The 21,795-nt window shown below is 67.6% G+C and carries 18 protein-coding genes; 10 read left to right on the top strand and 8 right to left on the bottom strand.

Annotated features, from left to right (window positions below):
• Window positions 1-110: 110 nt before the first annotated feature.
• A complete protein-coding gene (locus BMZ69_RS28595) occupies window positions 111-575 on the bottom strand; it encodes an Lrp/AsnC family transcriptional regulator (protein ID WP_171019692.1) in 465 nt (154 codons plus the stop codon).
• 249 nt (window positions 576-824) lie between these two features.
• On the opposite strand from BMZ69_RS28595, the gene BMZ69_RS28590 reads away from it, so the two are divergent.
• Entirely contained in the window at window positions 825-1,409 is a 585-nt protein-coding gene (locus BMZ69_RS28590) for a thioesterase family protein (RefSeq protein ID WP_092163353.1), read from the top strand.
• Window positions 1,410-1,499: 90 nt separating this feature from the next.
• On the opposite strand, the gene BMZ69_RS28585 is transcribed toward BMZ69_RS28590, so the two are convergent.
• Together BMZ69_RS28585 and BMZ69_RS28580 are read right to left on the bottom strand one after the other, a co-directional pair.
• A complete protein-coding gene (locus BMZ69_RS28585; RefSeq protein WP_092163351.1) occupies window positions 1,500-5,078 on the bottom strand; it encodes a PAS domain-containing hybrid sensor histidine kinase/response regulator in 3,579 nt (1,192 codons plus the stop codon).
• 78 nt (window positions 5,079-5,156) lie between these two features.
• The gene (locus BMZ69_RS28580) at window positions 5,157-5,513 is read right to left on the bottom strand and encodes a winged helix-turn-helix transcriptional regulator (protein WP_092163349.1); all 357 of its coding nucleotides are present in this window, start codon (window positions 5,511-5,513) and stop codon (window positions 5,157-5,159) included.
• Window positions 5,514-5,609: 96 nt separating this feature from the next.
• On the opposite strand from BMZ69_RS28580, the gene BMZ69_RS28575 reads away from it, so the two are divergent.
• The 4 genes from BMZ69_RS28575 (at window position 5,610) to BMZ69_RS28560 (ending at window position 9,783) form a co-directional block, all read left to right on the top strand.
• Window positions 5,610-6,623, top strand: a complete 1,014-nt coding sequence (locus tag BMZ69_RS28575) for a zinc-binding alcohol dehydrogenase family protein (RefSeq protein ID WP_092163347.1) — start codon at window positions 5,610-5,612, stop codon at window positions 6,621-6,623.
• 231 nt (window positions 6,624-6,854) lie between these two features.
• Window positions 6,855-7,271, top strand: a complete 417-nt coding sequence (mscL, locus tag BMZ69_RS28570) for a large conductance mechanosensitive channel protein MscL (RefSeq protein WP_092163346.1) — start codon at window positions 6,855-6,857, stop codon at window positions 7,269-7,271.
• A 153-nt stretch (window positions 7,272-7,424) separates the two neighbouring features.
• Window positions 7,425-8,615, top strand: coding sequence for a pyridoxal phosphate-dependent aminotransferase (locus tag BMZ69_RS28565; RefSeq protein ID WP_092163344.1), 1,191 nt, complete (start codon window positions 7,425-7,427; stop codon window positions 8,613-8,615).
• A 100-nt stretch (window positions 8,616-8,715) separates the two neighbouring features.
• Window positions 8,716-9,783, top strand: a complete 1,068-nt coding sequence (locus BMZ69_RS28560) for an AbrB family transcriptional regulator (RefSeq protein WP_092163342.1) — start codon at window positions 8,716-8,718, stop codon at window positions 9,781-9,783.
• A gap of 3 nt (window positions 9,784-9,786) precedes the next feature.
• Here BMZ69_RS28560 and BMZ69_RS28555 read toward each other — a convergent pair whose 3' ends face one another.
• The 5 genes from BMZ69_RS28555 to BMZ69_RS28535 form a co-directional block, all read right to left on the bottom strand.
• Window positions 9,787-10,716 (bottom strand): SMP-30/gluconolactonase/LRE family protein, encoded by a 930-nt coding sequence (locus BMZ69_RS28555; protein ID WP_092163340.1) that lies wholly within the window; start codon window positions 10,714-10,716, stop codon window positions 9,787-9,789.
• Window positions 10,717-10,915: 199 nt separating this feature from the next.
• Window positions 10,916-12,283, bottom strand: coding sequence for a glycolate oxidase subunit GlcF (gene glcF, locus BMZ69_RS28550; protein ID WP_092163338.1), 1,368 nt, complete (start codon window positions 12,281-12,283; stop codon window positions 10,916-10,918).
• A gap of 116 nt (window positions 12,284-12,399) precedes the next feature.
• On the bottom strand, window positions 12,400-13,587 hold the full coding sequence (locus BMZ69_RS28545; protein ID WP_092163358.1) for an FAD-binding protein: 1,188 nt from the start codon (window positions 13,585-13,587) through the stop codon (window positions 12,400-12,402).
• A gap of 69 nt (window positions 13,588-13,656) precedes the next feature.
• The gene (locus tag BMZ69_RS28540; protein ID WP_092163337.1) at window positions 13,657-13,941 is read right to left on the bottom strand and encodes a GIY-YIG nuclease family protein; all 285 of its coding nucleotides are present in this window, start codon (window positions 13,939-13,941) and stop codon (window positions 13,657-13,659) included.
• Window positions 13,942-13,999: 58 nt separating this feature from the next.
• On the bottom strand, window positions 14,000-15,436 hold the full coding sequence (locus BMZ69_RS28535) for an FAD-binding oxidoreductase (protein ID WP_092163336.1): 1,437 nt from the start codon (window positions 15,434-15,436) through the stop codon (window positions 14,000-14,002).
• Between the two features lie 113 nt (window positions 15,437-15,549).
• On the opposite strand from BMZ69_RS28535, the gene BMZ69_RS28530 reads away from it, so the two are divergent.
• The 5 genes from BMZ69_RS28530 (at window position 15,550) to hisG (ending at window position 21,681) form a co-directional block, all read left to right on the top strand.
• Complete coding sequence (locus tag BMZ69_RS28530) at window positions 15,550-16,455, top strand: LysR family transcriptional regulator (RefSeq protein ID WP_092163334.1); 906 nt, start codon at window positions 15,550-15,552, stop codon at window positions 16,453-16,455.
• 7 nt (window positions 16,456-16,462) lie between these two features.
• Window positions 16,463-17,620 (top strand): hypothetical protein, encoded by a 1,158-nt coding sequence (locus BMZ69_RS31930; RefSeq protein ID WP_210188111.1) that lies wholly within the window; start codon window positions 16,463-16,465, stop codon window positions 17,618-17,620.
• A 149-nt stretch (window positions 17,621-17,769) separates the two neighbouring features.
• Window positions 17,770-19,344, top strand: a complete 1,575-nt coding sequence (gene hisS / locus BMZ69_RS28520) for a histidine--tRNA ligase (protein WP_092163333.1) — start codon at window positions 17,770-17,772, stop codon at window positions 19,342-19,344.
• Window positions 19,345-19,576: 232 nt separating this feature from the next.
• A complete protein-coding gene (locus tag BMZ69_RS28515) occupies window positions 19,577-20,683 on the top strand; it encodes an ATP phosphoribosyltransferase regulatory subunit (RefSeq protein WP_092163332.1) in 1,107 nt (368 codons plus the stop codon).
• A complete protein-coding gene (gene hisG / locus BMZ69_RS28510) occupies window positions 20,680-21,681 on the top strand; it encodes an ATP phosphoribosyltransferase (RefSeq protein WP_244543595.1) in 1,002 nt (333 codons plus the stop codon). Before BMZ69_RS28515 ends, hisG begins: the two co-directional genes overlap by 4 nt.
• The last annotated feature ends 114 nt before the right edge of the window (window positions 21,682-21,795 follow it).

The raw sequence follows: 21,795 nt of genomic DNA, 5'->3' as shown, positions 1-21,795 counted from the left end.
TCACCCACGGGCTTGGTGTCCCTCAGGGCTGTCGGTCTTCCACCTGCCACCGCAACCGCTGGTATAGCAGATGAGGCAAAATGAGAGTTACAAGGGCAAAAGGCTTCGCCTCACATCGGCAGCGACGAGGTCTTCTTGATCGTCCGCAGCGTCAGGGTCGACTGCACCCGGGTGACGCCCGGCAACTGCGTGATGATGTCGGTGTGGATGCGCTCGAAGTCGGCGCTGTCGCGATAGATCACCCGCATCAGATAGTCGTGCGCGCCGGCGAGCAGATGGCATTCGAGGATCTCCGGCAGGTCCTGCACGGCCTTCTCGAAGCTCTCCAGCGAGGCCCGGCCCTGCTGGTCGAGCGTGACGAAGACGAAGGCGGTGCCGGGGAAGCCGGCGATGCGCTCGTCGAGCATCATCACATAGCCGCGGATCAGCCCGCTCTCCTCGAGCTGGCGCACGCGGCGCAGGCAGGCCGAGGGCGAGAGATGCACCTTCTCGGCAAGGTCCGAATTGGTGATCCGGCCATCCTTCTGGAGGATGCGCAGGATCGTCCTGTCGCGCGAATCGAGTTCGATCTGCATCGCTGGGGCGTCGTCCCGTGGGCCGGCGGCGTCTGACGCCGTCGCCGGAAAGCGCAGATGTTTCTGCGCAAAAAGCGCGCTTGGCAAGCATGATCTTGCGCGCAGGCCCGCATTGGCCGCATGGCGGCGCCGTCACAGCGGCCTGTGCCGCAGGATCGTGCAGCGCAGCATGCCGCTGCGACAGGCCACACCGCTGGCCGTCTGCGCAAAAATGTTTACAACTGAACTATCTCGTTCGGGACGCTTCCGATGAATCTCTGGTTTCGCCTGATCTGGCTGCTGCTGACGCGGCCCTTCCAGCCCAAGTTGAAGCCGCCTTTCGAGGCCTCGATCCTGCCCTTCCGGGTCTGGCTCCACGATCTCGACACCAGCCTTCACATGAACAATGCGCGCTATTGGGGGCTGATGGACCTCGGCCGCGCCGACCTGATGCTGCGCAGCGGCCTCTGGCGGGCGATCCTGCGCCATGGCTGGGTCCCGGTGGTCAATTGCGGCACGATCCGCTTCCGCCGCGAGGTCCGCCTGTTCCGGGCGCTCAGGCTGGAGACGCGGCTGCTCTGCTGGAGCGAGGGCTGGGTCGTGATCCAGCACCGCATCCTCGCCGACGGCCGCGACGGCAAGGAGATCGTCGCCGCCGTCGCGCTCGTGCGGGCTGCGCTCTATGACCGCAAGGGCAGGGCCTATGTGCCGGCAGCCCGCCTCTTCGCCGAGATGGGCGTCACGGCGGAAAGCCCGGAACCGAGCCCGGAGGTCGCGGCCTTTCTCGCGGCCGAGGAGGCGTTGCGGCAGGCGGGCGCGGCGGGGCAGGGGGCGGCGGAGCCCATTCCGGAATAGACCTTTCACCCTACACCGCGTCGTCCCGGGCGTAGCGAAGCGTAGGCCCGGGATGACAAGCTACTCGCGAAAAACGCGTGTGACCCCTTTTTACTCCGCCGCCAACCTCGTCGCGCGCCATTGCGCCAGCAGTGCCCGTAGCGCACCCGGCTTCAGCGGCTTGTTCAAGACATGGATGTCGAGCGCCGCCGCTTCCTCCCGAACCTCCGGCGAGCGGTCGGCGGTCAAGAGGATCGCCGGCAGGCCGCCGACGCTCTGCCGCAGCGCCGAGATCAGCGCGATGCCGTTCTCGCCGTGGTCGAGATGGTAGTCGGCGATCAGGACATCAGGCGTGCCGCTGTTGGCGATGACCGCGGAAGCTTCGTCGAGATCGCACGCAGTCTCGACCTTGCAGCCCCAGCCGCCGAGCAGCAGGCGCATCCCGTCGAGGATCGTCGGTTCGTTGTCGATTGCGAGCAGTTTCAGGCCCGCGAGTTGGCTGCTGGACGGAGTGTTGCGTGCCGCGGCCGTCGTCGCCATCGCCGGCAAGGGCGCGGCGCGCGGCACCAGGATCGAGAAGCGCGTGCCGCGGCCCGGTGTCGAGGTGAGCGCGAGCTTGTGGTCGAGCGTGCGGGCGATCCGCTCGACGATCGAGAGCCCAAGGCCGAGCCCGCGCGCGACCTTGGCGCCCTGATCGAGCCGCTGGAACTCGCGGAACACGGTCTTCTGCTTGCTCGCGGGAATGCCGAGCCCGGTATCGAGAACCTCGATCGCGACTTGGCCCTCGCGCCGGCGGCAGCCGACCAGCACCTTGCCGTTCGGCGTGTACTTGATCGCGTTCGAGACCAGGTTCTGTAGCAGGCGGCGCAGCAGGCGCCGGTCGGAGCGGACCGTCGCCGCGGTCGTGACGAAGATGAGCTGGAGCCCCTTTTCCTGCGCGCTCGGCTCGAATTCGCGCTGCAACTGCCGCATCAATTCGTCGAGGCGGAAGGTGCTGATCTCGGGCTTGAGCGCGCCGCCGTCGAGCCGCGAGATCTCCAGCAGCGCGGTCAGGATCTCCTCGACCGCGTCGAGCGAGGCGTCGATGTTCTCGGCAAGGTCGGGCTGCGAGCTGCTGCGGTCGCGCTCGACCAGAGCGGAGGCATAAAGCCGGGCTGCGTTCAGAGGTTGAAGAATATCGTGGCTGGCGGCGGCGAGGAAGCGCGTCTTCGAGGCGTTGGCTTCGTCGGCCTCGGCCTTGGCGCGCTGCAATTCGGTGTTGACGTGCCGGATCTCCTCGGTGCGCTCGGCGACGCGCTTTTCCAGCGTCTCGTTGGTCCGCTCGAGCTCCTCCTCGGCGGCGACCGAGTCGGTGATGTCGGTATAGGTGGTGACGATGCCGCCATCGGGCAGCGGGTTCGAGCGGATCTCGATCACGTTCTTCGAGGGATAGAGCCTGAGCCGGACCGGCTCGCGATCGTTGATGAAGCTCTCCAGCCGCGCCGCCATCAATTCGTCCTGCGGGCCGGCGCCATAGGCGCCGCGCTGGGCGTTGTAGCGCACGATCTCGTCGAGCCCGGTGCCGAAGCGGACCAGCGAGGGCGGCAAATCGTAGAGCTGGATGAAGGCCTTGTTCCAGGCGAGCAGGCGCAGATCCCGGTCGAGCACGGTGATGCCCTGGCCGGCATGGTCGAGGCCATTTTGAAGGATGTCGCGATTGTATTGCAGGGCTGCCGAGGCGTCGTCGAGCAGCTTGAAGGCCGCCTCGGTCGAGAGGTTGCGCCGCTTCAGCAGCAATGACAGCACGAGTCGCGAGGAGGCGGCGCCGATCGCCGAGGACAGCAGATGCTCGCCGAAGCGCAGCATGTGGATGTCGGCCTCGCGCGTGCCGTTCAGCACCTCGCCGCGCGAATGGGCGAAGCCCTCGAAGGCGCGCTGCGTCCGCTCCTGGCCGAGATAGCGCCCGATCGTCGATTGCAGCTCTGCCTCGGTGACGCTCGAGCGCCAGAGCGAGAAGGACTGGGCCATGGTCGCCCGATCGGACTCGACGAAGGCATTGGCCTGCAGGCGCTCCATCGCACTCGCCGGGCGAACCAGGGAGAAGCCGATATAGCAGGCGAGGTTGATGCCGAGGCTCCAGAGCACACCATGCGGTAGGGCCGGCAGCGACAGGCCGAAAAGCGCCTCCGGCCGCAGGGCGGCGATGCCGAGCGGCCCGTGCGCGACGATCTCCGCCCAATAGCCGCCGGGATTGGCGAGACTCGGCATCAGCAGCGTGTAGAGCCAGGTCAGCAGGCCGGCCGACAGCCCGGCGGCGGCGCCGAGCGCCGTGCCGCGCCGCCAGATCAGCCCGCCGAAGAAGGCCGGCGCGATCTGTGCGGTGGCGGCGAAGGACAGCAGGCCGATCGAGACCAGCGCCGCTTCGCCCGCGGCGCGGTAATAGGCATAGCCGAGCAGGATCACCGCGACGATGGCGAGCCGCCTGATATGCACCACCTGCGAGCCGAGATCGCCACCGGTCGAGCTGTTGCGACGGCCCCCGCCGCTCTCGAGCAGCGCAGCCGCCTGCTCGGGATCGACGCTGACGCCGCGCCCGCGCAGCAGCAGCGGCGTGACGAGGTGGTTCGAGATCATGATGGCGAGTGCGACCGAGGCGACGATCACCATCGCGGTTCCCGCCGAAAGCCCGCCGATGAAGACGAAGAGCGCGATCAGGCCGGCCTGCTTCTCCAACGGTAGCAGCAGCACGGTCATGTCGCGGTCGACCGCCGTCCCCGGCAGCAGGACTTCGCCCGCCGCCGCCAGCGGCAGCACGAACAGGTTGATCAGCACGAGATAGAGCGGAAACATCCAGGCGGCGCGGCGCACGTCGCGGACGTCGCGGTTCTCGACGATCGCCATGTGGAATTGCCGCGCCAGCAGCAGCGCGGCGCAGGAGGACAGCGCCGTCAGCGTCAGGAACATCGGCCAGCTTGAGGTCCGGTCCCAGATCGGCGGCCGGTCGCCCGCCGCCCGCGCCGCCTGGGCGAAGAGGTCGCCTGCGCCGTCGAACAGGCCGTAGACGACGAAGACGCCGAGCGCGAGGAAGGCGACGAGCTTGACCAGCGACTCCGCCGCGATCGCCAGCACCAACCCGTCCTGGTGCTCCGTCGCGTCGATGTGGCGGGTACCGAAGGCGCAGGCGAAGCCGGCGAGCACCAGCGCGACCAGGAAGGCGAGGTCGCTCAGCACCGGCATGTCGGTCATCGGCGGCGGGCCGCCGGCCGCGGCGAAGAACACCGAAAGCGAGTTCGCCACTGCCTTCAATTGCAGGGCGATATAGGGCAGCGCGCCGACCACCGCGACGATGCAGACCAGCGCAGCGACGCGCTCGCTCTTGCCATAGCGCGCGCCGACGAAGTCGGCGATCGAGGTGATGTTCTGCGATTTGGCGATGTCGACGATGCGGGCGACGAAGCGGTGGCCGAGCCCGATGACCAGCGCCGGGCCGACATAGATGCCGAGGAAGTCGAAGCCCGCCCGGTTGGCGAACCCGACCGAGCCGTAGAAGGTCCAGGAGGTGCAGTAGACCCCGAGCGCCAGCGCATAGATCGTGGTGCGCGCCCGCCCGCTCATCAGGCGGCGCCCGGCCGTGTCCGCGAGATGGGCGATCGCGAACAGCACGCAGAGATAGCCGAGGGCGCTCAGGACGACGGACCAGGCCGGGAGCATCGCACCTCCTTGCAACGGCGCTCGCCGGCAAATCTATCGCTGTGGCGCTGCCGCCGCCATCGGCCTTTCGGCCTGTCCTCAGGCTGCTGCCTGGACCTGCGCCAGCCGCTCCAGCCGCCGCTCGCCCCAGGCATGCATGGCGCGGACGATCGCTTCGAGCGAGCGGCCTTCCTCGGTCAGGGCATAGTCGACCCGCGGCGGCACCTGCGCATAGACCGTGCGCAGGACGAGCCCGCACTCTTCCAGCTCGCGCAATTGCCGGGTCAGCATGCGCTGCGTCGCGCTCGGCAGCTTCCGGCGTATCTCGTTGAAGCGCAGCGTGCCGGAGAGCAGGTGGTAGACGATCACGCCCTTCCACTTGCCGTCGATCAAGTCGAGCGTCGCCTCGACCGGGCAGCCGGCGGCGCAATCATAGCGCTTCTTCGTCTTCAGCATCCTACAGTATCCATTGTGATACTACTGGTCCGATTTGTGCGTATTGCAGCTATCGAGCCTAACAGTATCTCTTGGCCCGCAACAGGAGATATTCCGATGAAGGCCGTTGGCTACCGCGCATCCCATCCGATCGAGCATCCCGAGGCGCTGCTCGACCTCACCCTCGACAAGCCCGAAGCAGCCGGCCGTGATCTGCTGGTCAGGGTCGAGGCGGTCTCGGTCAATCCGGTCGACACCAAGATGCGCCTGCGCTCGCAGCCCGAGCCGGGTGGCGTCAAGGTGCTCGGCTGGGACGCTGCCGGCACCGTCGAGGCGGTCGGCCCGGACGCGACCCTGTTCAAGCCGGGAGACAAGGTCTTCTGTGCCGGCGCGATCGGCCGTTCGGGTACGAATGCCGAATATCATCTGGTCGACGAGCGGGTCGTCGGGCGCCGGCCAGCCTCGCTCTCGGTCGCGGAAGCTGCCGCGCTGCCGCTGACTGCGATCACAGCCTGGGAGGCGCTGTTCGACCGGCTCGACATCCGCCGGGCGGTGCCGGGCGCGGCGAATGCGCTGCTCATCATCGGCGGCGCCGGCGGGGTCGGCTCGATCGCGATCCAGCTCGCCAGGCAGCTCAGCGATGTCACCGTGATCGCGACCGCCTCGCGGCCGGAAACGCAGAACTGGGTCAGGGACCTCGGCGCCCACCATGTCGTTGATCACACCAGGCCGCTGGCCGCTCAAGTCGCAGCGCTCGGCATCGGCGCGCCGGCCTTCGTTTTCTCGACCACCCAGACCGACCGGCATTTCGACGAGATCGTCGACTTGATCGCGCCGCAGGGCCGCCTCGGCCTGATCGACGATCCCGCGCCGATCGATGTGACGAAGCTGAAGCGCAAGAGCGTCTCGCTGCACTGGGAGCTGATGTTCACGCGCTCCATCTTCGGCACCGCCGATATCGAGGCCCAGCATCTGCTGCTCAACGAGGTCAGCGCCATGGTCGACGCCGGCACGCTCAGGACCACGCTCGGCGAGCATTTCGGCAGGATCGACGCGGCCAACCTCAAGCGAGCTCATGCCTTGGTCGAAAGCGGCAAGGCCAGGGGCAAGATCGTCCTCGAAGGCTTCTGAGGACTGTCGGCGGCTGCGGCAACGGCCGATCGTTGCCGCAGTGTTCGCCGTGGCACAATCTTCGCTTGATGGGTGATCTGCGCTGAAATTGGTCTGTTTCGAAAGAAAAGACCGAGGAAAACAGCCTCAAAGCTGTTTCCAGCGCCTGCGCCGGTGGTCTAGCGTGCGAGCGGGGGGCGGCATTGCTCAGCGTGGTGCCGAAGACTGGCCAGGCATTCGGAAAGGCGCGCCATGATCAAGGAATTCAAGGAATTTGCCCTGAAGGGCAATGTCGTCGATCTCGCCATCGGCGTGATCATCGGCGCAGCCTTCGGCAAGATCGTCGAATCGCTGGTCGGCGACATCATCATGCCGTTGATCGGCGCGATCGGCAGCGTCGACTTCTCCAACTACTTCATCGGCCTCAACAGCGCCGTCACCGCGCCGGTTCTCGTCGACGCCAAGAAGCAGGGCGCTGTCCTCGCCTATGGCAGCTTCCTCACCATCGCGGTCAACTTCCTGATCATCGCCTTCGTGCTGTTCATGGTCGTCAAGGGTATCAACACGCTCCGGCGCAAGGAGGCGGAAAAGCCGGCAGAGCCGGTGGCGCCGCCGCAGGACATCGCCCTGCTCAGCGAGATCCGCGACCTGCTGAAGCAGAAGGCCTGACGGGCTCTCTGGAGCGGGCCGACCCGCCCGGCCCGCTCCGCGATCCATCACCGCGACCGATCGGGTCGATCTCGTCATTTCATGCCGCGGCGGCGCTTTCTGCGTTAGATTGACGTGCATGTCTCTTGCGACGGATCGCCCGAAGGATCGCTCATGAACATGCACGCCCCGGCCGGCACCAGCCTGATCGCCGACCTGCGCCCCGAGGCGCGCAACGCCCCCGAGAGCGGCATCGTCGAGGTCGTCAACCACGGCCGGCTCAAGCCCGGTCTTATCCCGCTCTGGGTCGGCGAAGGCGACTTGCCGACGCCGGACTTCATCGTCCGCGCCGCCAACAAATCGCTGGCCGATGGCGAGACCTTCTACACCTGGCAGCGCGGCATCCCCGAGCTGCGCGAGGCGCTGGCGCGCTACCACAGCGCGCTCTATGGCCGGCCCTTCGCCATGGACCGCTTTTATGTCACCGGCTCCGGCATGCAGTCGGTCCAGATCGCGGTCCGGCTGATCGCCGGCGTCGGCGACGAACTGATCATCCCGACCCCCGCCTGGCCGAATTTCGCTGCTGCCATGGGCGTCGCCGGCGCCAATCCGGTCTGCGTTCCCATGCAATTCAAGGATGGTCGCTTCACGCTCGACCTCGAAAAGCTGGAAGCGGCGATCTCGCCGCGCACCCGCGCCTTCGTCATCAACTCCCCGGCCAATCCGACCGGCTGGACCGCGACGCGCGACGAGCTCGCCGCCATCCTCGCGATCGCCCGCAAATACGGCATCTGGATCATCGCCGACGAGATCTATGCCCGCTTCGTCTATGACGGTTCGCCGCGGGCTGCTTCGTTCCATGACGTGATGGAGCAGGAGGACCGCATTCTCTTCGTCCAGACCTTCTCGAAGAACTGGGCGATGACCGGCTGGCGCGTCGGCTGGATCGAGGTGCCGCCAGCCTTCGGCCAGATCGTCGAGAACCTGATCCAGTACTCGACCTCCGGTTCGCCGGTCTTCGTCCAGCGCGCCGCCATCGCGGCGCTGGAGGAAGGCGAGCCCTTCGTCGCCGAGCAGATCGCCCGCGCCACCGAAGGCCGCCGCATCGTCGCCGAGGGCCTGAAGGCGACCAACCGCGTCAACCTGCAGGCGCCGGACGGCGCCTTCTACCAGTTCTTTAGCGTCGACGGCTGGACCGATTCCCGCAAACTGGCGATCGAACTGGTCGATACGGCCAATGTCGGCCTCGCGCCGGGCACCGCCTTCGGCCCCGGTGGCGAGACCGGCCTGCGCTTCTGCTTCGCCCGCAAGGCCTCGGACCTCCATGAGGCGGTGGCGCGGCTGCAAAAGGCGCTGGCGGGCTGACCGCCAATGTCATGCCCTGCTTGCAGCAGAGGCGTTTGACCTGACGGCTATCGGCCTTCATTGATGCAGCGGTGCGCAGTTCTGGCGCATCGCGAGCGTCATGCCTGTTCCGAGCTACGTCCCCTACCATCTGCGAACCTTGTCGCGCGAAGCGGCAGTGATCGCCTGCGCGGCGGTCGGCGGTACGCTCTTCACCTTGCTGGGGGTTCCGGCGGCCTGGCTCTCCGGCTCGATGCTCGTGGTCTCCGTTCTCGGCATCACCCGGCCGCTGCCGGACCTTCGCCGCCCCTGGTTCGATTCGACCATGGTGATGTCCGGCGCGCTGATCGGCTCGGCGGCGACGCCCGAGGCGCTCGCCGCGACGGCGCGTTATCCCGGCTCGCTGCTCGTCCTCGTGGTCGGCCTCCTCGCTATCATGCTGGCGACGGGGGCCTATCTGCGCTTCGTCGCACGCTGGAGCTGGATCGATTCGCTCCTCGCCGCCGCGCCCGGCGCGCTCTCGGCCGTGATCTCGGTGGCGCAGGACAAGGGCGCCAATATCGGCCGCATCGCCGCGATCCAGCTCTTCCGCATCCTCGTCCTGGTCGCGGTCCTGCCCAGCATCATGAAGCTGAGCAGCGGTGGGCCGCTCGCTCTGCCGCCTCCGGTCGCGGTCGCGAGCGTCGGCGACCTGGCGCTGCTGCTCGGCTGTGGTCTCGTCACCGGGCTTGTCTTTGAGCGGATCGGCATCACCGCGCCCTTCATTCTCGGCGCGACCCTGGCGAGCGCGGTGCTGCATGGCACCGGCCTCGTCCAGGGCACGATGCCGCCGGAGATCGCGATTGCGGTGATGGTGATGCTCGGCGCCGCCATGGGCGGGCGCGTCTCGAACCTCAAGGGGGGCGAGATCGCGGCGCTGTTTCCGCTCGCGATCGGCGGCTTCGTCGTCTCGATGGCGGTCGCCTTCGCCTTCGCCTGGCCGGCGGCCTGGCTCGCCGGCGTGCCCTATGCCAGCGCCATGGCCGCCTTTGCGCCGGGCGGCCTCGAGGCGATGGCGCTGCTCGCCTTCGCCATGGGGCTCGATCCGCTCTATGTCGGCGCGCACCATCTGGTGCGCTTCATGCTGCTCGGCCTGCTGATGCCTGTCCTCGTCGGCTGGGTGAAACCGGAGAAGCCCCCGGGCGGTTGAGGCTCAGCCCACGCCGTTGGTGTGCGTCATCAGCGAATAGAGCGAGGTCGTGCCGCAGATGAACAGGCGGTTCCGCTTGGGTCCGCCGAAGCACAGATTGGCGACCACCTCCGGCACCAGCACCTTGCCGATCAGCGTGCCGTCCGGGGCGTAGACGTGGAGACCGTCGGCTGCGCTGCTCCAGAGCCGGCCCTCGACGTCGAAACGGAAGCCGTCGAACAGCCCGGCCGTGCAGGTGGCGAAGACCGAGGAGGCGCCGAGCTTGGCGCCGTCGCCGGTCACCGCGAACTTGCGGATATGGCGCGGCCCGTTCTCTGGGTCATGGCTTGCGCCGGTGTCGGCGATATAGAGCGCGCTCTCGTCGGGCGAGAAGGCGAGGCCGTTCGGCTTGACGAAATCATCGGCGACGATGGCGATCTCGCCGCTCTGCGGATCGATGCGATAGACGTTGCAGCGGCCGATCTCGCTCTGCGCCTTGTCGCCCTCGTAATCGGTGAGGATGCCGTAATCGGGGTCGGTGAACCAGATCGAGCCGTCAGACTTCACCACCACGTCGTTTGGCGAATTCAGGCGATTGCCCTGATAGTGGCTCGCCAGCACGGTGACCGAGCCGTCATGCTCGGTGCGCGTCACCTGTCGCCCGCCATGCTCGCAGGTGACGAGCCGGCCTTGCCGGTCGACGGTGTTGCCGTTCGAATTGCGCGCCGGCTGGCGGAAGGTGCCGACCTCACCTGTGAGGGCGTCGTAGCGCAGCATCCGGTCGTTCGGGATGTCCGACCAGACAAGCGTCTGATGCGCCGGGAACCAGGCTGGCCCCTCGGACCAGCGTGCCCCGGTCCACAGCCGCTCCATCCGGGCCGAGCCGGGCACGATCCGATGGAAGCGCGGGTCGAGCACCTCGACGCGAAAACCTTCGATGAAGCCGAACGTCATGCCTGTCCTCCCTGGCGGAGCGGCAAGATCGGCGATCGCGGCTGTGGAGGCAATCGCGCGAGGCACAGGGGCAGCATGTCCGGGCGTCATTCTCGGGCGAAGCGAAGCGCAGGCCCGAGAATCTCTGGACAAGAAGGCACTGGCCCGAGCCCAATTCTGCCTGAGATGCTCGGGTCAAGCCCGAGCATGACGTGCTCGGTCATTCGGCTGCGATCACCCCAGCCGGAATCGCCTCCTCGATCCCCGCCTGGGCCAGTCTTGCAGGAAGCGGCCCGCCCGTCGCCCAGTCGAGCAGCTCGGCGGTGTGCAGAATCGGCGTCGTCGCGCCGCGATCGGCAAAACCCTTCGCGATCTGGGTGATGCAGCCGATATTGCCGGTGGCGACGAGGTCCGGCTTGGTGCGCTGGATGTTGCCGACCTTGCGCTCGCGCAACTGCCCGGCGATCTCCGGTTGCAGGATGTTGTAGACGCCGGCCGAGCCGCAGCAGATATGGCCCTCCGGCACCTCCTTCACGCGGAAGCCGGCCCGCGCCAGCAGGCGCTTCGGCCCGTCCTTCAGCTGCTGGCCGTGCTGCATCGAGCAGGCCGAGTGGTAGGCGACGGTCAGGTCGAAGCTGCGGACCGGCGCGATCTCCAACGTCTCGACGAACTCGGTCACGTCCTTGGCGAGGCCGGCGACCGTCGCCGCCTTCTCGGCATAGGCCGGCTCATTGCGGAACATGAAGCCGTAATCCTTGATCGTTGTGCCGCAGCCGGACGCCGTGATCAGGATCGCATCGAGACCCTCGCCCTCGATTTCCGCCATCCAGGCGTCGATATTGGCGCGGGCAAAAGCGAGCGCGTCGTGCTCGCGGCCCATATGATGGACAAGCGCGCCGCAGCAACCTTCGCCCTTGGGCAGCACCACCTCGACGCCATGGCGGGTGAGCAGGCGGATCGTCGCCTCGTTGATCCCGGGATCCAGCACCGGCTGAGCGCAGCCCGAGAGGATGGCGACGCGCCTGCGCCGTTCGCCTTCGGCCGGAAACGAGGCCGGCCCTTCCATCGTCGAGCGATCGGGCAGGCTCCAGGGCGCCAGCGCCAGCATCGCCTTCAGGCGCGCACCGATGACGGGCAGGGCGCCGAGCGCTCCCGCCAGAGGCTTGCCGAGGCGGGCCGCCAGCATGGCGAGGCGGAAGCGCCCGGGATAGGGCAGGATCGCCGAGAGGATCGCCCGCAGCGTCCGGTCGGCGACGGGCCGCTCATAGGTCTCCTCGATATGGGCGCGGGCATGGTCGACGAGGTGCATGTAGTGCACGCCCGAGGGGCAGGTCGTCATGCAGGACAGGCAGGAGAGGCAGCGGTCGACATGCTTGACCACATCCGGCGTCGCCGGCTTGCCGCTCTCCAGCATGTCCTTGATCTGGTAGATGCGCCCGCGGGGGGAATCGAGCTCGTCGCCGAGCAAGAGATAGGTCGGGCAGGTCGCGGTGCAGAAGCCGCAATGCACGCAGGTGCGCAGGATCTTCTCGGAGACCGGAAGACGCGGATCGGAGGCGAGGAGCTCGGGCGTGAAGTTGGTCTGCATGATCCTACACCGTCATGCTCGGCCTCGTGCCGAGCATCCACGTCTTGAACACGTTCCTCGTCAAACGAAGACGTGGATGGCCGGGACAAGCCCGACCATGACGACGACACGCCATCTCACACCCCCGCATACATCCGGCCGGGCTCGAACACGCCTTCCGGATCGAAGCTCTTCTTGATGCCCACCGTCACCCGCATCAATGGCTCGGAGAGCGGCTCGAAGACGGGAACCGCTGTCCGCACCGCATCGGGCGCCCGCACCAGCGTCGCATGGCCGCCGAAGGGCTTCAGCGCCGCGCGGATCGCAGTTGCGCCGGCATCGCCTTCCGTCGGCACGGCGAGCCAGACGAGGCCGCCGCCCCAATCATAAAACCAGCGCGCGCGCGGCACGCTGCGCGCGATCGCGCCCGTCGCCTTCGGCCCGTTCCCCGGAGCAAGCGAAAGCCGCCAGACCGCCTCCTGCGTGCCGGCGAAGAAGGCGGCATCGCGCACCTCGCGCCAGAGCACGTCCGAGGCGCGGCCTTCGATCAGCTCGGGCCGGCCATAGCCCTTGAGCAGGCGCGCCAGCTCGGCGGCGCGATAGCTGATCGAGGCGGAAAAATTCTCCAGCCTGAGCAGCGTGCGCGCCTGCTCCGCGCCGATGCCTGCCGGCAGATGCGCCGCCGCCATCGGCTCGAAAGGCGAGCCGAGCGCGCCCGAGAGGAGCGCCACCGCCGCCTCGTCGGCGAGGTCCTCCCAGATCAGCGTCACCACGCGCTCCGGCCGCGGCAGGACGCGGAAGGTGACTTCGGTGAGGAAGCCGAGCGTGCCGAAGCTGCCGGAGACGAGCTTGACCAGGTCGAGGCCGGTGACGTTCTTCATCACGCGTCCGCCCGATTTCACCAGCTCGCCGCGGCCGTTGATCAGCTTGATGCCGATCAGGGAATCGCGGGCGGCGCCGGCATTGATCCGCCGTGGGCCGGAGATGTTGCCGGCCGCGATCGCTCCGATCGTCGGCTCGCCCTCCGTGCCGAACAGGGCGCGATGATCCATCGGCTCGAAGGGTAGCATCTGGCCGCGGCTTGCCAGCGTGTCTTCGATCAGTTTCAGCGGCGTGCCGGCTTTTGCGCCGATCACCATCTCGGAGGGTTCGTACAGGGTGATGCCGGTGAGTTCGGCGCTGGAGATGGTGCTGACGGCGTTGTCCGGCCGGCCGAGGCCGGAGCGGGTGCCGCCGCCGCGGATGGCGAGCGGAACGCGCGCCTCGACGATCGAGGCGACGACGGCGCAGGCCTGCGCCTCGGTGGTAGGAGTGTGGAGCATCAGGCGCCCACCGCTGTCATTCCGGGGCTTCGCATCGCGAAGAACCCGGAACCCACGACTGGGCATCGCCGGTCAGGACAGCCCTTCATAGAAATCCTTCCATTCCGGATTCATGTCTTCGATGAGCTTGATCTTCCAGGCTCTGCGCCATTTCTTCAGGACCTTCTCCCGGTCGATCGCATCCCTGACATCCTCGAACTGTTCGTACCAGACCAGCCGGTCGACCCCGTAGCGGCTCGTGAATCCGATGTTCCGTTTCGATTTGTGCTCATGGGCACGCCTCGCCAGATCGTTTGTGATGCCCAGGTAGAGCGTACCGCTTCGTTTGCTGGCCATGAGGTAGACGAAATACGCCATCCGCTCACCCGGTCGTGGGTTCCGGGTTCTCGCTGCGCGAGCCCCGGAATGACAAAGCTCACGCCGCGATCCGCCCTTCGAGCGGAAACACCTTGGCCGGATTCATCAGCCAGCGCGGATCGAACACCGCCCTGACCCGCTGCTGCTGGTGCAGGTCGGCCTCGTTGAACTGAAAGGTCATCAGGTCGCGCTTCTCGATGCCGACGCCATGTTCGCCGGTCAGGCAGCCGCCGACCTCGACGCAGAGCTTGAGGATGTCGTTGCCGGCGTCTTCGGCCTTCTGCGCCTCGACCGGATCGTTGCAGTTGTAGAGGATCAGCGGGTGGAGATTGCCGTCGCCGGCATGGAAGACATTGGCGACGCGCAGGCCATAGCCCTTGACGATCGCGTCCATGCGCTCGAGCACGTAGGGCAATTGCCCGGTCGGGATCGTGCCGTCCATGCAGATATAGTCGGCGATGCGGCCGGTCGCGCCGAAGGCGGATTTGCGGCCCTTCCAGATCGCCGCCGTCTCCATCGCCGACTTGCTCTCCTTGACCGTGCCGACGCCATGTTCCCTGGCGATCGCGACGATGCGGGCGAGCTGGGCGTCCATCTCGGCCTCCGAGCCCTCGACCTCGATGATCAGCAGCGCGCCGCAATCCATCGGATAGCCGGCATGGGCGAAGGCTTCGCAGATCTCGATCGCCGGCTTGTCCATGAACTCCATCGCCACCGGGATGATCCCGGCGCCGATGATGGCGGCGACCGCGGCGCCCGCCTCGACGCTGGTCGGAAAGCCGAACAGGACGGGGCGCGCGCCTTCAGCCTGGCGCAGGATGCGCACCGTCGCCTCGGTGACGATGCCGAGCTGGCCCTCCGAGCCGTTGATCAGGCCGAGCAAATCGTAGCCGGGCGAATCGAGGTGGGAACCACCAATTTCAACGACACTGCCGTCGAGCATTACCAGCGTGACGCCGAGGACATTGTTGGTGGTGACGCCGTATTTCAGGCAATGCGCGCCGCCGGAGTTCATTCCGATATTGCCGCCGATCGAGCAGGCGAGCTGCGACGACGGGTCGGGCGCATAGAAGAAGCCGTCGGCCGAGACGGCGCCGCTGACGGCGAGATTGGTGACGCCGGCCTGCACCTTCGCGATCCGGCTGGCGTAGTCGATTTCGAGGATGCGGTTCATCTTGGAGACGCCGATCACCACCGCGTCCTCCTGCGGGATCGCGCCGCCGGCGAGCGAGGTGCCGGCGCCGCGCGGCACCACCGGCACGCCCGCTTCCGAGCAGTAGCGCAGCACCGCCGCGACCTCCTGCGTGGTCGAGGGCAGCACCACGGCGAGCGGCATGCGGCGATAGGCGGTCAGCGCATCGGTCTCATAGGGGCGGCGCTCGTCCTCGGAGGTGATCAGCGCATCGGGCGCGACCAGTCGGCTGAGGCCGGCGAGGATCGAATCGCGACGGGCGAGGATGCCGGCATCGGGCGCCGGAAAAGCGATCGCACTCATGACACTCCGTCCTTGCTCTCTCCGATCCTCACGCGACTCTAGAATACTTCCATAGACGGCGCAGCGCGAGTAACGTGCATGATTATTTCCAAAACGGAAAAGATGGAGGGCGGATGGATCGGTTCGGCGACCTCGACGTCTTCGCGCATGTCGTCACGGCCAGGAGCATGTCAGCCGCCGCCCGCGAGCTCAGTCTTTCACCGGCCGTCATCTCCAAGCGCATCCGCCGCCTGGAGGACCGGCTCGGCGTGCGCCTGCTCCAGCGCACCACGCGCCAGCTCTCGCTGACGGAGGCCGGCCAGGGTTTCTACGAGCGGGTGGTCTCGATCCTCGGCTCGATCGAGGAGGCGGAGGCCTGGGTCGCCAGCGGCGCCGGTCAGGCGCGCGGGACCCTGCGTGTCTCGGCCCCGACCTCGTTCGGGCGCATGCATGTCGCGCCGCATCTCAAACCCTTCCTCGACGCCAACCCGGCGGTGAACGTCGAACTGATCCTCAGCGACGCCTTCGTCGAGATCGTCGCCGAGGGCTTCGACCTGGCGGTGCGGATCGCCGATCTGCGCGATTCCAGCCTGGTGGCGAAGCGGCTGGCACCGAACCATCGCGTGCTTTGCGCGACGCCGGGCTATCTTGCTGCCCATGGGGTTCCCGAGACGATCGAGGACCTGTCGCGCCATACGCTCGTCGCCCACAATGCCGACCAATGGCGGCTCGACGGGCCGGAAGGGCAGGTGACTGTCCGTCTCAACGGGCCGCTGCGGACCAATTCCAGCGAAGTCGTGCGCGAGGCGCTGCTGGCCGGTGTCGGCATCGCCCTGCGTTCGACCTGGGATGTCGGGCCTGAGCTGCAATCGGGGGCCTTGGTCCGGGTGCTGCCGGACTATTCGGTCGGCAAGCGCGTCGCCGTCTATGCGGTCTATCCGAGCCGCCGGCATATGGAGCAGAAGGTGCGCGCCTTCGTCGATTATCTTGCAGAGCTTTATGGCGCGACGCCGTATTGGGATGAAGGATTGGCGTTGTAGAAAGCGCTTGCTCCAGGAAAGCTGTAAACGTCAATATCCTTATGAATATTGGCGAGAATGCTTCTATCCTTTCCCTGCCGCAACGGAATCCATGCCTGTGACGAATTGTTTCAGCTCGCGTTTCGCCGCTTTGCCATGTGTCGCACTGCCGACCGGCTCCGGCTGTGTCCGCGGCATAGGCACGGGGCAGGTCGTCGACCGCGTGGTCGAGAAGGGCGAGCTGCAAGGCTTCACATTCAACGAGCCGCCTTACGACGACAGCTACATCAATCTGCCTGCGGCCTACGATATCAGGGATCGTGCGGCCTATGCACGCCTCCAGGCCGCGTTCGACGACCTGTTCCGAAAGGGCACCCGCCTCAAGATCAGGTCCGTCGCATGCGGGGCTGCCGGCAGGATCGTCAAGCTGGTGTCGGCCACGCTCATCGGCGCCCCGCCGGCACCAGGAGTGGCAGCGGTTCCGGCTCCAGCGCCCACTCCCCCTATATCGGCTCCCGCCGCGCCCGCTGCTCCGCCTGCCGCACCGCCGCCGGCTCCCGCCGCGGCCGAGCCGATGGATGCACTGCTGCGTTCTCCCGACAGCCCTGCGAAGCCGGCCATCGCTCCGAAGGTCGACGAGCCGCCTGCTCCTGCCGCCACCCAGGCGAAGCCTGCCGCCGAGCCGCCGGCCGGTGCCGCCGCCGACGTGCCCAAGACGGCCACGGCAACGCCGCCGGCCGCGCCGCGCAAGCCGTCGCGCTGGCGGTTGACCCAGCGACGAAGGTCCAGGTCGATCTCGAAATCCAGTCGAACGATCGCGCTTTCGGCTTTTCTTTCAGCTGCGGTAAGGACGCCAGGGGGCGCCTGGCGATCAGCAACTGGTTCGTGCCCCCGCGCAACTGGACGATATCGAAATCGCCGACGCCGGCCTCGATCGACGGGCGCCCGCAGCGCTGGGAAATCGATGGCGCCGACGAAGGTCTCGTCTTCAGTGATCCCGCTGGAAGCAGCAGCGGCCTTTCGACGTTGTCAGCGGCGGCGCACTGAATTGGCGCGCGGCCAGCGCCTTGTCGTCAACGGGCGCATGGATCGCGGAGGCCGGGCCCGTGATGCGGTGTTCGACATTTCCGGCGGCGATGAGGCTTTCGCCTCGCTCGAGGCTCGCTGCCGCGCGCTTCGCGGCTGAGGCGGGAGCCGGCTGCCGCCTCTAGAACGAGCCGAACGCAGCAACCTGCGCTCAGCCGGATTGCGCCGCCGTGCTTGCCCCTGGCGGCTCAGCGGGCTAACCCGCTGTCCAACGATTTCCAGCGTTTCCAGCATCCGAGACACGTACCCATGTCCGCCGACAAGTCCGCCCCTGCCAAGCTGAAGGCCCGCCAGCCGCGCGGTTTCGTCGATCGCGGCCCGGCCGATGTCGCCGCCACCGAGCGTATGCTCGCTGTGATCCGCGGGAGCTTCTCGCTTTATGGCTTCGATCCGGTCGAGACACCCTTCGTCGAATACACCGACGCGCTCGGAAAATTCCTGCCGGACCAGGACCGGCCGAACGAGGGCGTCTTCTCCTTCCGGGACGATGACGAGCAGTGGCTCTCGCTGCGCTATGACCTGACCGCGCCTCTCGCCCGCCATGTCGCCGAGAATTTCGACGCGCTGCCGAAACCCTATCGCGGCTATCAAGTCGGCTATGTCTTCCGCAACGAGAAGCCGGGGCCGGGCCGCTTCCGCCAGTTCATGCAGTTCGACGCCGACATCGTCGGCTCGGGCAGCGTCGCGGCCGATGCCGAGATCTGCATGCTCGCCGCCGACACGATGGAGAAGCTCGGCATCAAGCGCGGCAACTATGTCGTCAAGGTCAATAACCGCAAGGTGCTCGATGGTGTGATGGACGCTGCCGGCATCGATCGGGATGCGCGCCTGACAGTGCTCCGGGCGGTGGACAAGGCCGACAAGTTCCCACTCGAAGAGGTCGGCAAGCTCCTGCGCGGTGGGCGCAAGGACGAGAGCGGGGATTTCACCAAGGGCGCGGGCCTGTCCGAGGCTCAGGCCGAGACGATCCTCCGCTACCTCGCCGTTGGCCAGCGGCTGGCCGAGCTCGGCAAATCGACCGCCTCCGACAGTGCCAGGTCGGCTGAGTTGTCCGCCGAGGCCGTCACGGAACTGCGCAAGTTGGTCGAGGGCGCCGAGAACGGCGTGGCCGGGATCGAGGAACTCGAACAGATCAGGGAACTGGTCACCGCCGCGGGCTATCTCGGCCGCATCATCATCGACCCCTCCGTCGTCCGCGGCCTCGAATACTACACCGGCCCGGTCTACGAGGTGGAACTGACCTTCCCGGTCACCAATGAGGACGGCCAGGTCGTTCGTTTCGGCTCGGTCGCCGGCGGCGGGCGTTATGACGGTCTCGTCGGCCGCTTTCGGCCGGAGCCCGTGCCGGCGGCTGGCTTCTCGATCGGCGTCTCCCGGCTCTATTCGGCGCTGAAGGCGGTGAAGTCGCCGATCGTCGACCAGAAGAACGAGCTGCCGCTGGTCGTCGTCACTGCGATGGACAACAAGTCGCCGGAGTTCATGCCGGCCTATCAGGCTTTCGTTGCGCAGCTGCGCCAGGCCGAGGACGGGCAGGGCAGGGCGCTCTGCCGGGCCGATCTCTATCTCGGCTCCTCCGGCTTCAACGCCCAGATGAAATATGCCGACCGGCGCGGCGCGGCCTGCGCGGTGATCCAGGGCTCGTCCGAGCGCGAGGCCGGCACCGTCGTGATCAAGGACCTGATCCTCGGCGCCGAACTCGCCGCGGCGAGCCGCGACGTCAAGGATTCCGCCGAGCACAAGGAGCGGCAGGCGCAGGCGCAGTTCTCGGTGCCGGTGGGCGAGCTGGTCGAGGGGGTGAGAAGGGTGCTGGGGCGGTATTCATAAGGCGTCATGCTCGGGGTTGACCCCAGCCTCCGCCGTCATGCTCGCCCTTGTGGCGAGCATCCACGTCTTGAACACGACCTTGGGGGACGGAAGACGTGGATGGTCGGGACAAGCCCGACCATGACGGCCGCCCCTCCGGATTCCCGTTCACCCAATTCCCTAAAAGCCGTCGAAAATCGCGGGCGTCCCTGCTAGGACAGCGCCGCAACAGGGTTTTTGTAAAGTGCCGGCCATGCGCTCAAAGCTCGAGACCGTGATCGCGCCGTTCGAGCGCGAAGGCTATCGGCGCGCCGAGCCGGCGATCCTGCAGCCCGTCGAGCCTTTTCTCGACCTCTCCGGCGAGGATATCCGCCGCCGCATCTTCCTGACGCAGGACGATGACGGGCGCGAATGGTGCCTGCGGCCGGAATACACCATCCCCGTCGCGCTGGCCCATATCGCCGCCCATGCCAGCGAGCCGGCGTCCTATACCTATGCCGGACCGGTCTTCCGCATGCGCGGCGCCAACGAGCCGAGCGAGTTCGCCCAGGCCGGCCTCGAATCCTTCGGCCGAACCGATTTCGCCGCCGCCGACGCCGAGATCATGGCGCTGACCGTCGAATCCGCCGCCGCGCTCGGCCTGACCCGGCCGCGCCTGCTGATGGGCGATGTCGCGCTGCTGACCGCGCTGCTCGACCGGCTCGGCGTGCCGCAGGCCGCTCGTCGCCGGCTGATGCGCGCCGTCGCGCAGGGCAAGGGCGCCGATGCCGTCGCCGCGCTCGAACCGCCGGCGGGCGAGGTCGAGCATGCCCATGCCGGCCTGCTCAAGGCGCTGGAGGGGCAGGACCCCAAGGCGGCGCGCGCCTTCGTCGAGGACGTGCTCTCGATCGCCGGCATCTCGACCGTCGGCGGCCGCTCGGCCGGTGACATCGCCGAGCGCTTCCTGGCGCGGGCGGCCGAGCGCGACAATCCGGTCAATGGCGAGGCGAGCGGCGTGATCGCGCATGCGCTGGCGATCGGCGGCGATCCCGACGGCGCCTCCGCCGCCTTGCGCAAGCTCGCGGACAACGCCGGGCTCGACCTCTCCGCCGCGCTCGACGCCTTCGACGAGCGCACCGGCTTCCTCGCCGCGCGCGGCGTCGATGTCGCCAACATCTCGTTCTCGGCGGGCTTTGCCCGCAATCTCGACTACTACACCGGCTTCATCTTCGAATTGCACGATCCGGCCCGGCCGGACCTGAAGCCGATCGCCGGCGGCGGCCGCTATGACGGCGTGCTGCAGCGCCTCGGTGCGCCTGCGCCGGTGCCGGCCGTCGGCGCCTCGCTCTGGCTCGACCGTCTCGCGGGAGGCAAGGCATGAGCGGGACCATGACGCAGAATTCGACGGCCGACGCGCCTTTGGTCCTCGCCGTGCCCTCCAAGGGCCGGCTGCAGGAAAACGCCACCGCCTTTTTCGGCCGCGCCGGCCTCTCCTTCGTGCAGGCGCGCGGCCAGCGCGAATATCGCGGCCAGATCGCCGGGCTCGGCGGGGCCGAGGTCGCCTATCTCTCGGCCTCGGAGATCGTCGCGCAGCTCTCGTCGGGCGCCGCCCATCTCGGCATCACCGGCGAGGATCTGGTGCGCGAGCAGGTTGCCGATGCCGATGCCAGCATGGTGCTGCTGGCGCCGCTCGGCTTCGGCCAGGCCAATGTCGTCGTCGCCGTGCCGCAGGCTTGGATCGATGTCCGCACCATGGCCGATCTCGACGACGTCGCCGCGACCATGCGCGCCCGCACCGGCCGCAAACTGCGCGTCGCCACGAAGTATGTGAACCTGACCCGCCGCTTCTTCGCCAATCACGGCCTCGCCGATTACCGGATCGTGGAGAGCCTGGGCGCGACCGAGGGCGCCCCGGCTGCAGGCACCGCCGAGATCGTCGTCGACATCACCACCACCGGCGCGACGCTATCGGCAAATGCACTGAAAGTACTGGACGACGGCGTGATCCTGGCCTCGGAAGCCAACCTCGTTGCCTCCGTGCGCGCGCCCTGGGGCAAGCAGGCGCGCGATGCCGCCGCTGCCATCCTCGCGCGCATCGCCGCCGAAGAGGAGGCGCGCTCGCTGCGCGAGGTCCGCGCCGTGCTCAACGCCGTCTCGCCGCAGCGGCTGGGCGAGATCGCGCATCGGCTTGGCGCGCGCCTGCCGTTCGGCGCGGCCGGCAGCGACGGTGTCGTCACCCTTCATTGCCCGCGCAAGGCGGTGTTCCCGCTGGTCGAGGAGCTGGGCAAGGCCGGCGCCGACGACATCACGGTGCGCACGCTCGATTATGTCTTCCGCCGGTCCAACCCGCTGATCGAGCGGCTGCTCGCGCGCATCTGACGCGCCGGATTCCCGACGCAATGTCCGGGTAAGTCACCCGGGCGAGGCGATTTCAGTGCAAGTCGTACCAAAAGCGGTGCGATCGAGACTTGCGCTTGCCACCGCGATCGGTGC

It is taken from the genome of Allobosea sp. CRIB-10 (genome assembly GCF_900112185.1).
Taxonomy (GTDB): domain Bacteria; phylum Pseudomonadota; class Alphaproteobacteria; order Rhizobiales; family Beijerinckiaceae; genus Allobosea.
The sequence above is the reverse complement of the archived record's forward strand: the minus strand, read 5'-3'. Positions and strand labels throughout refer to the sequence as shown.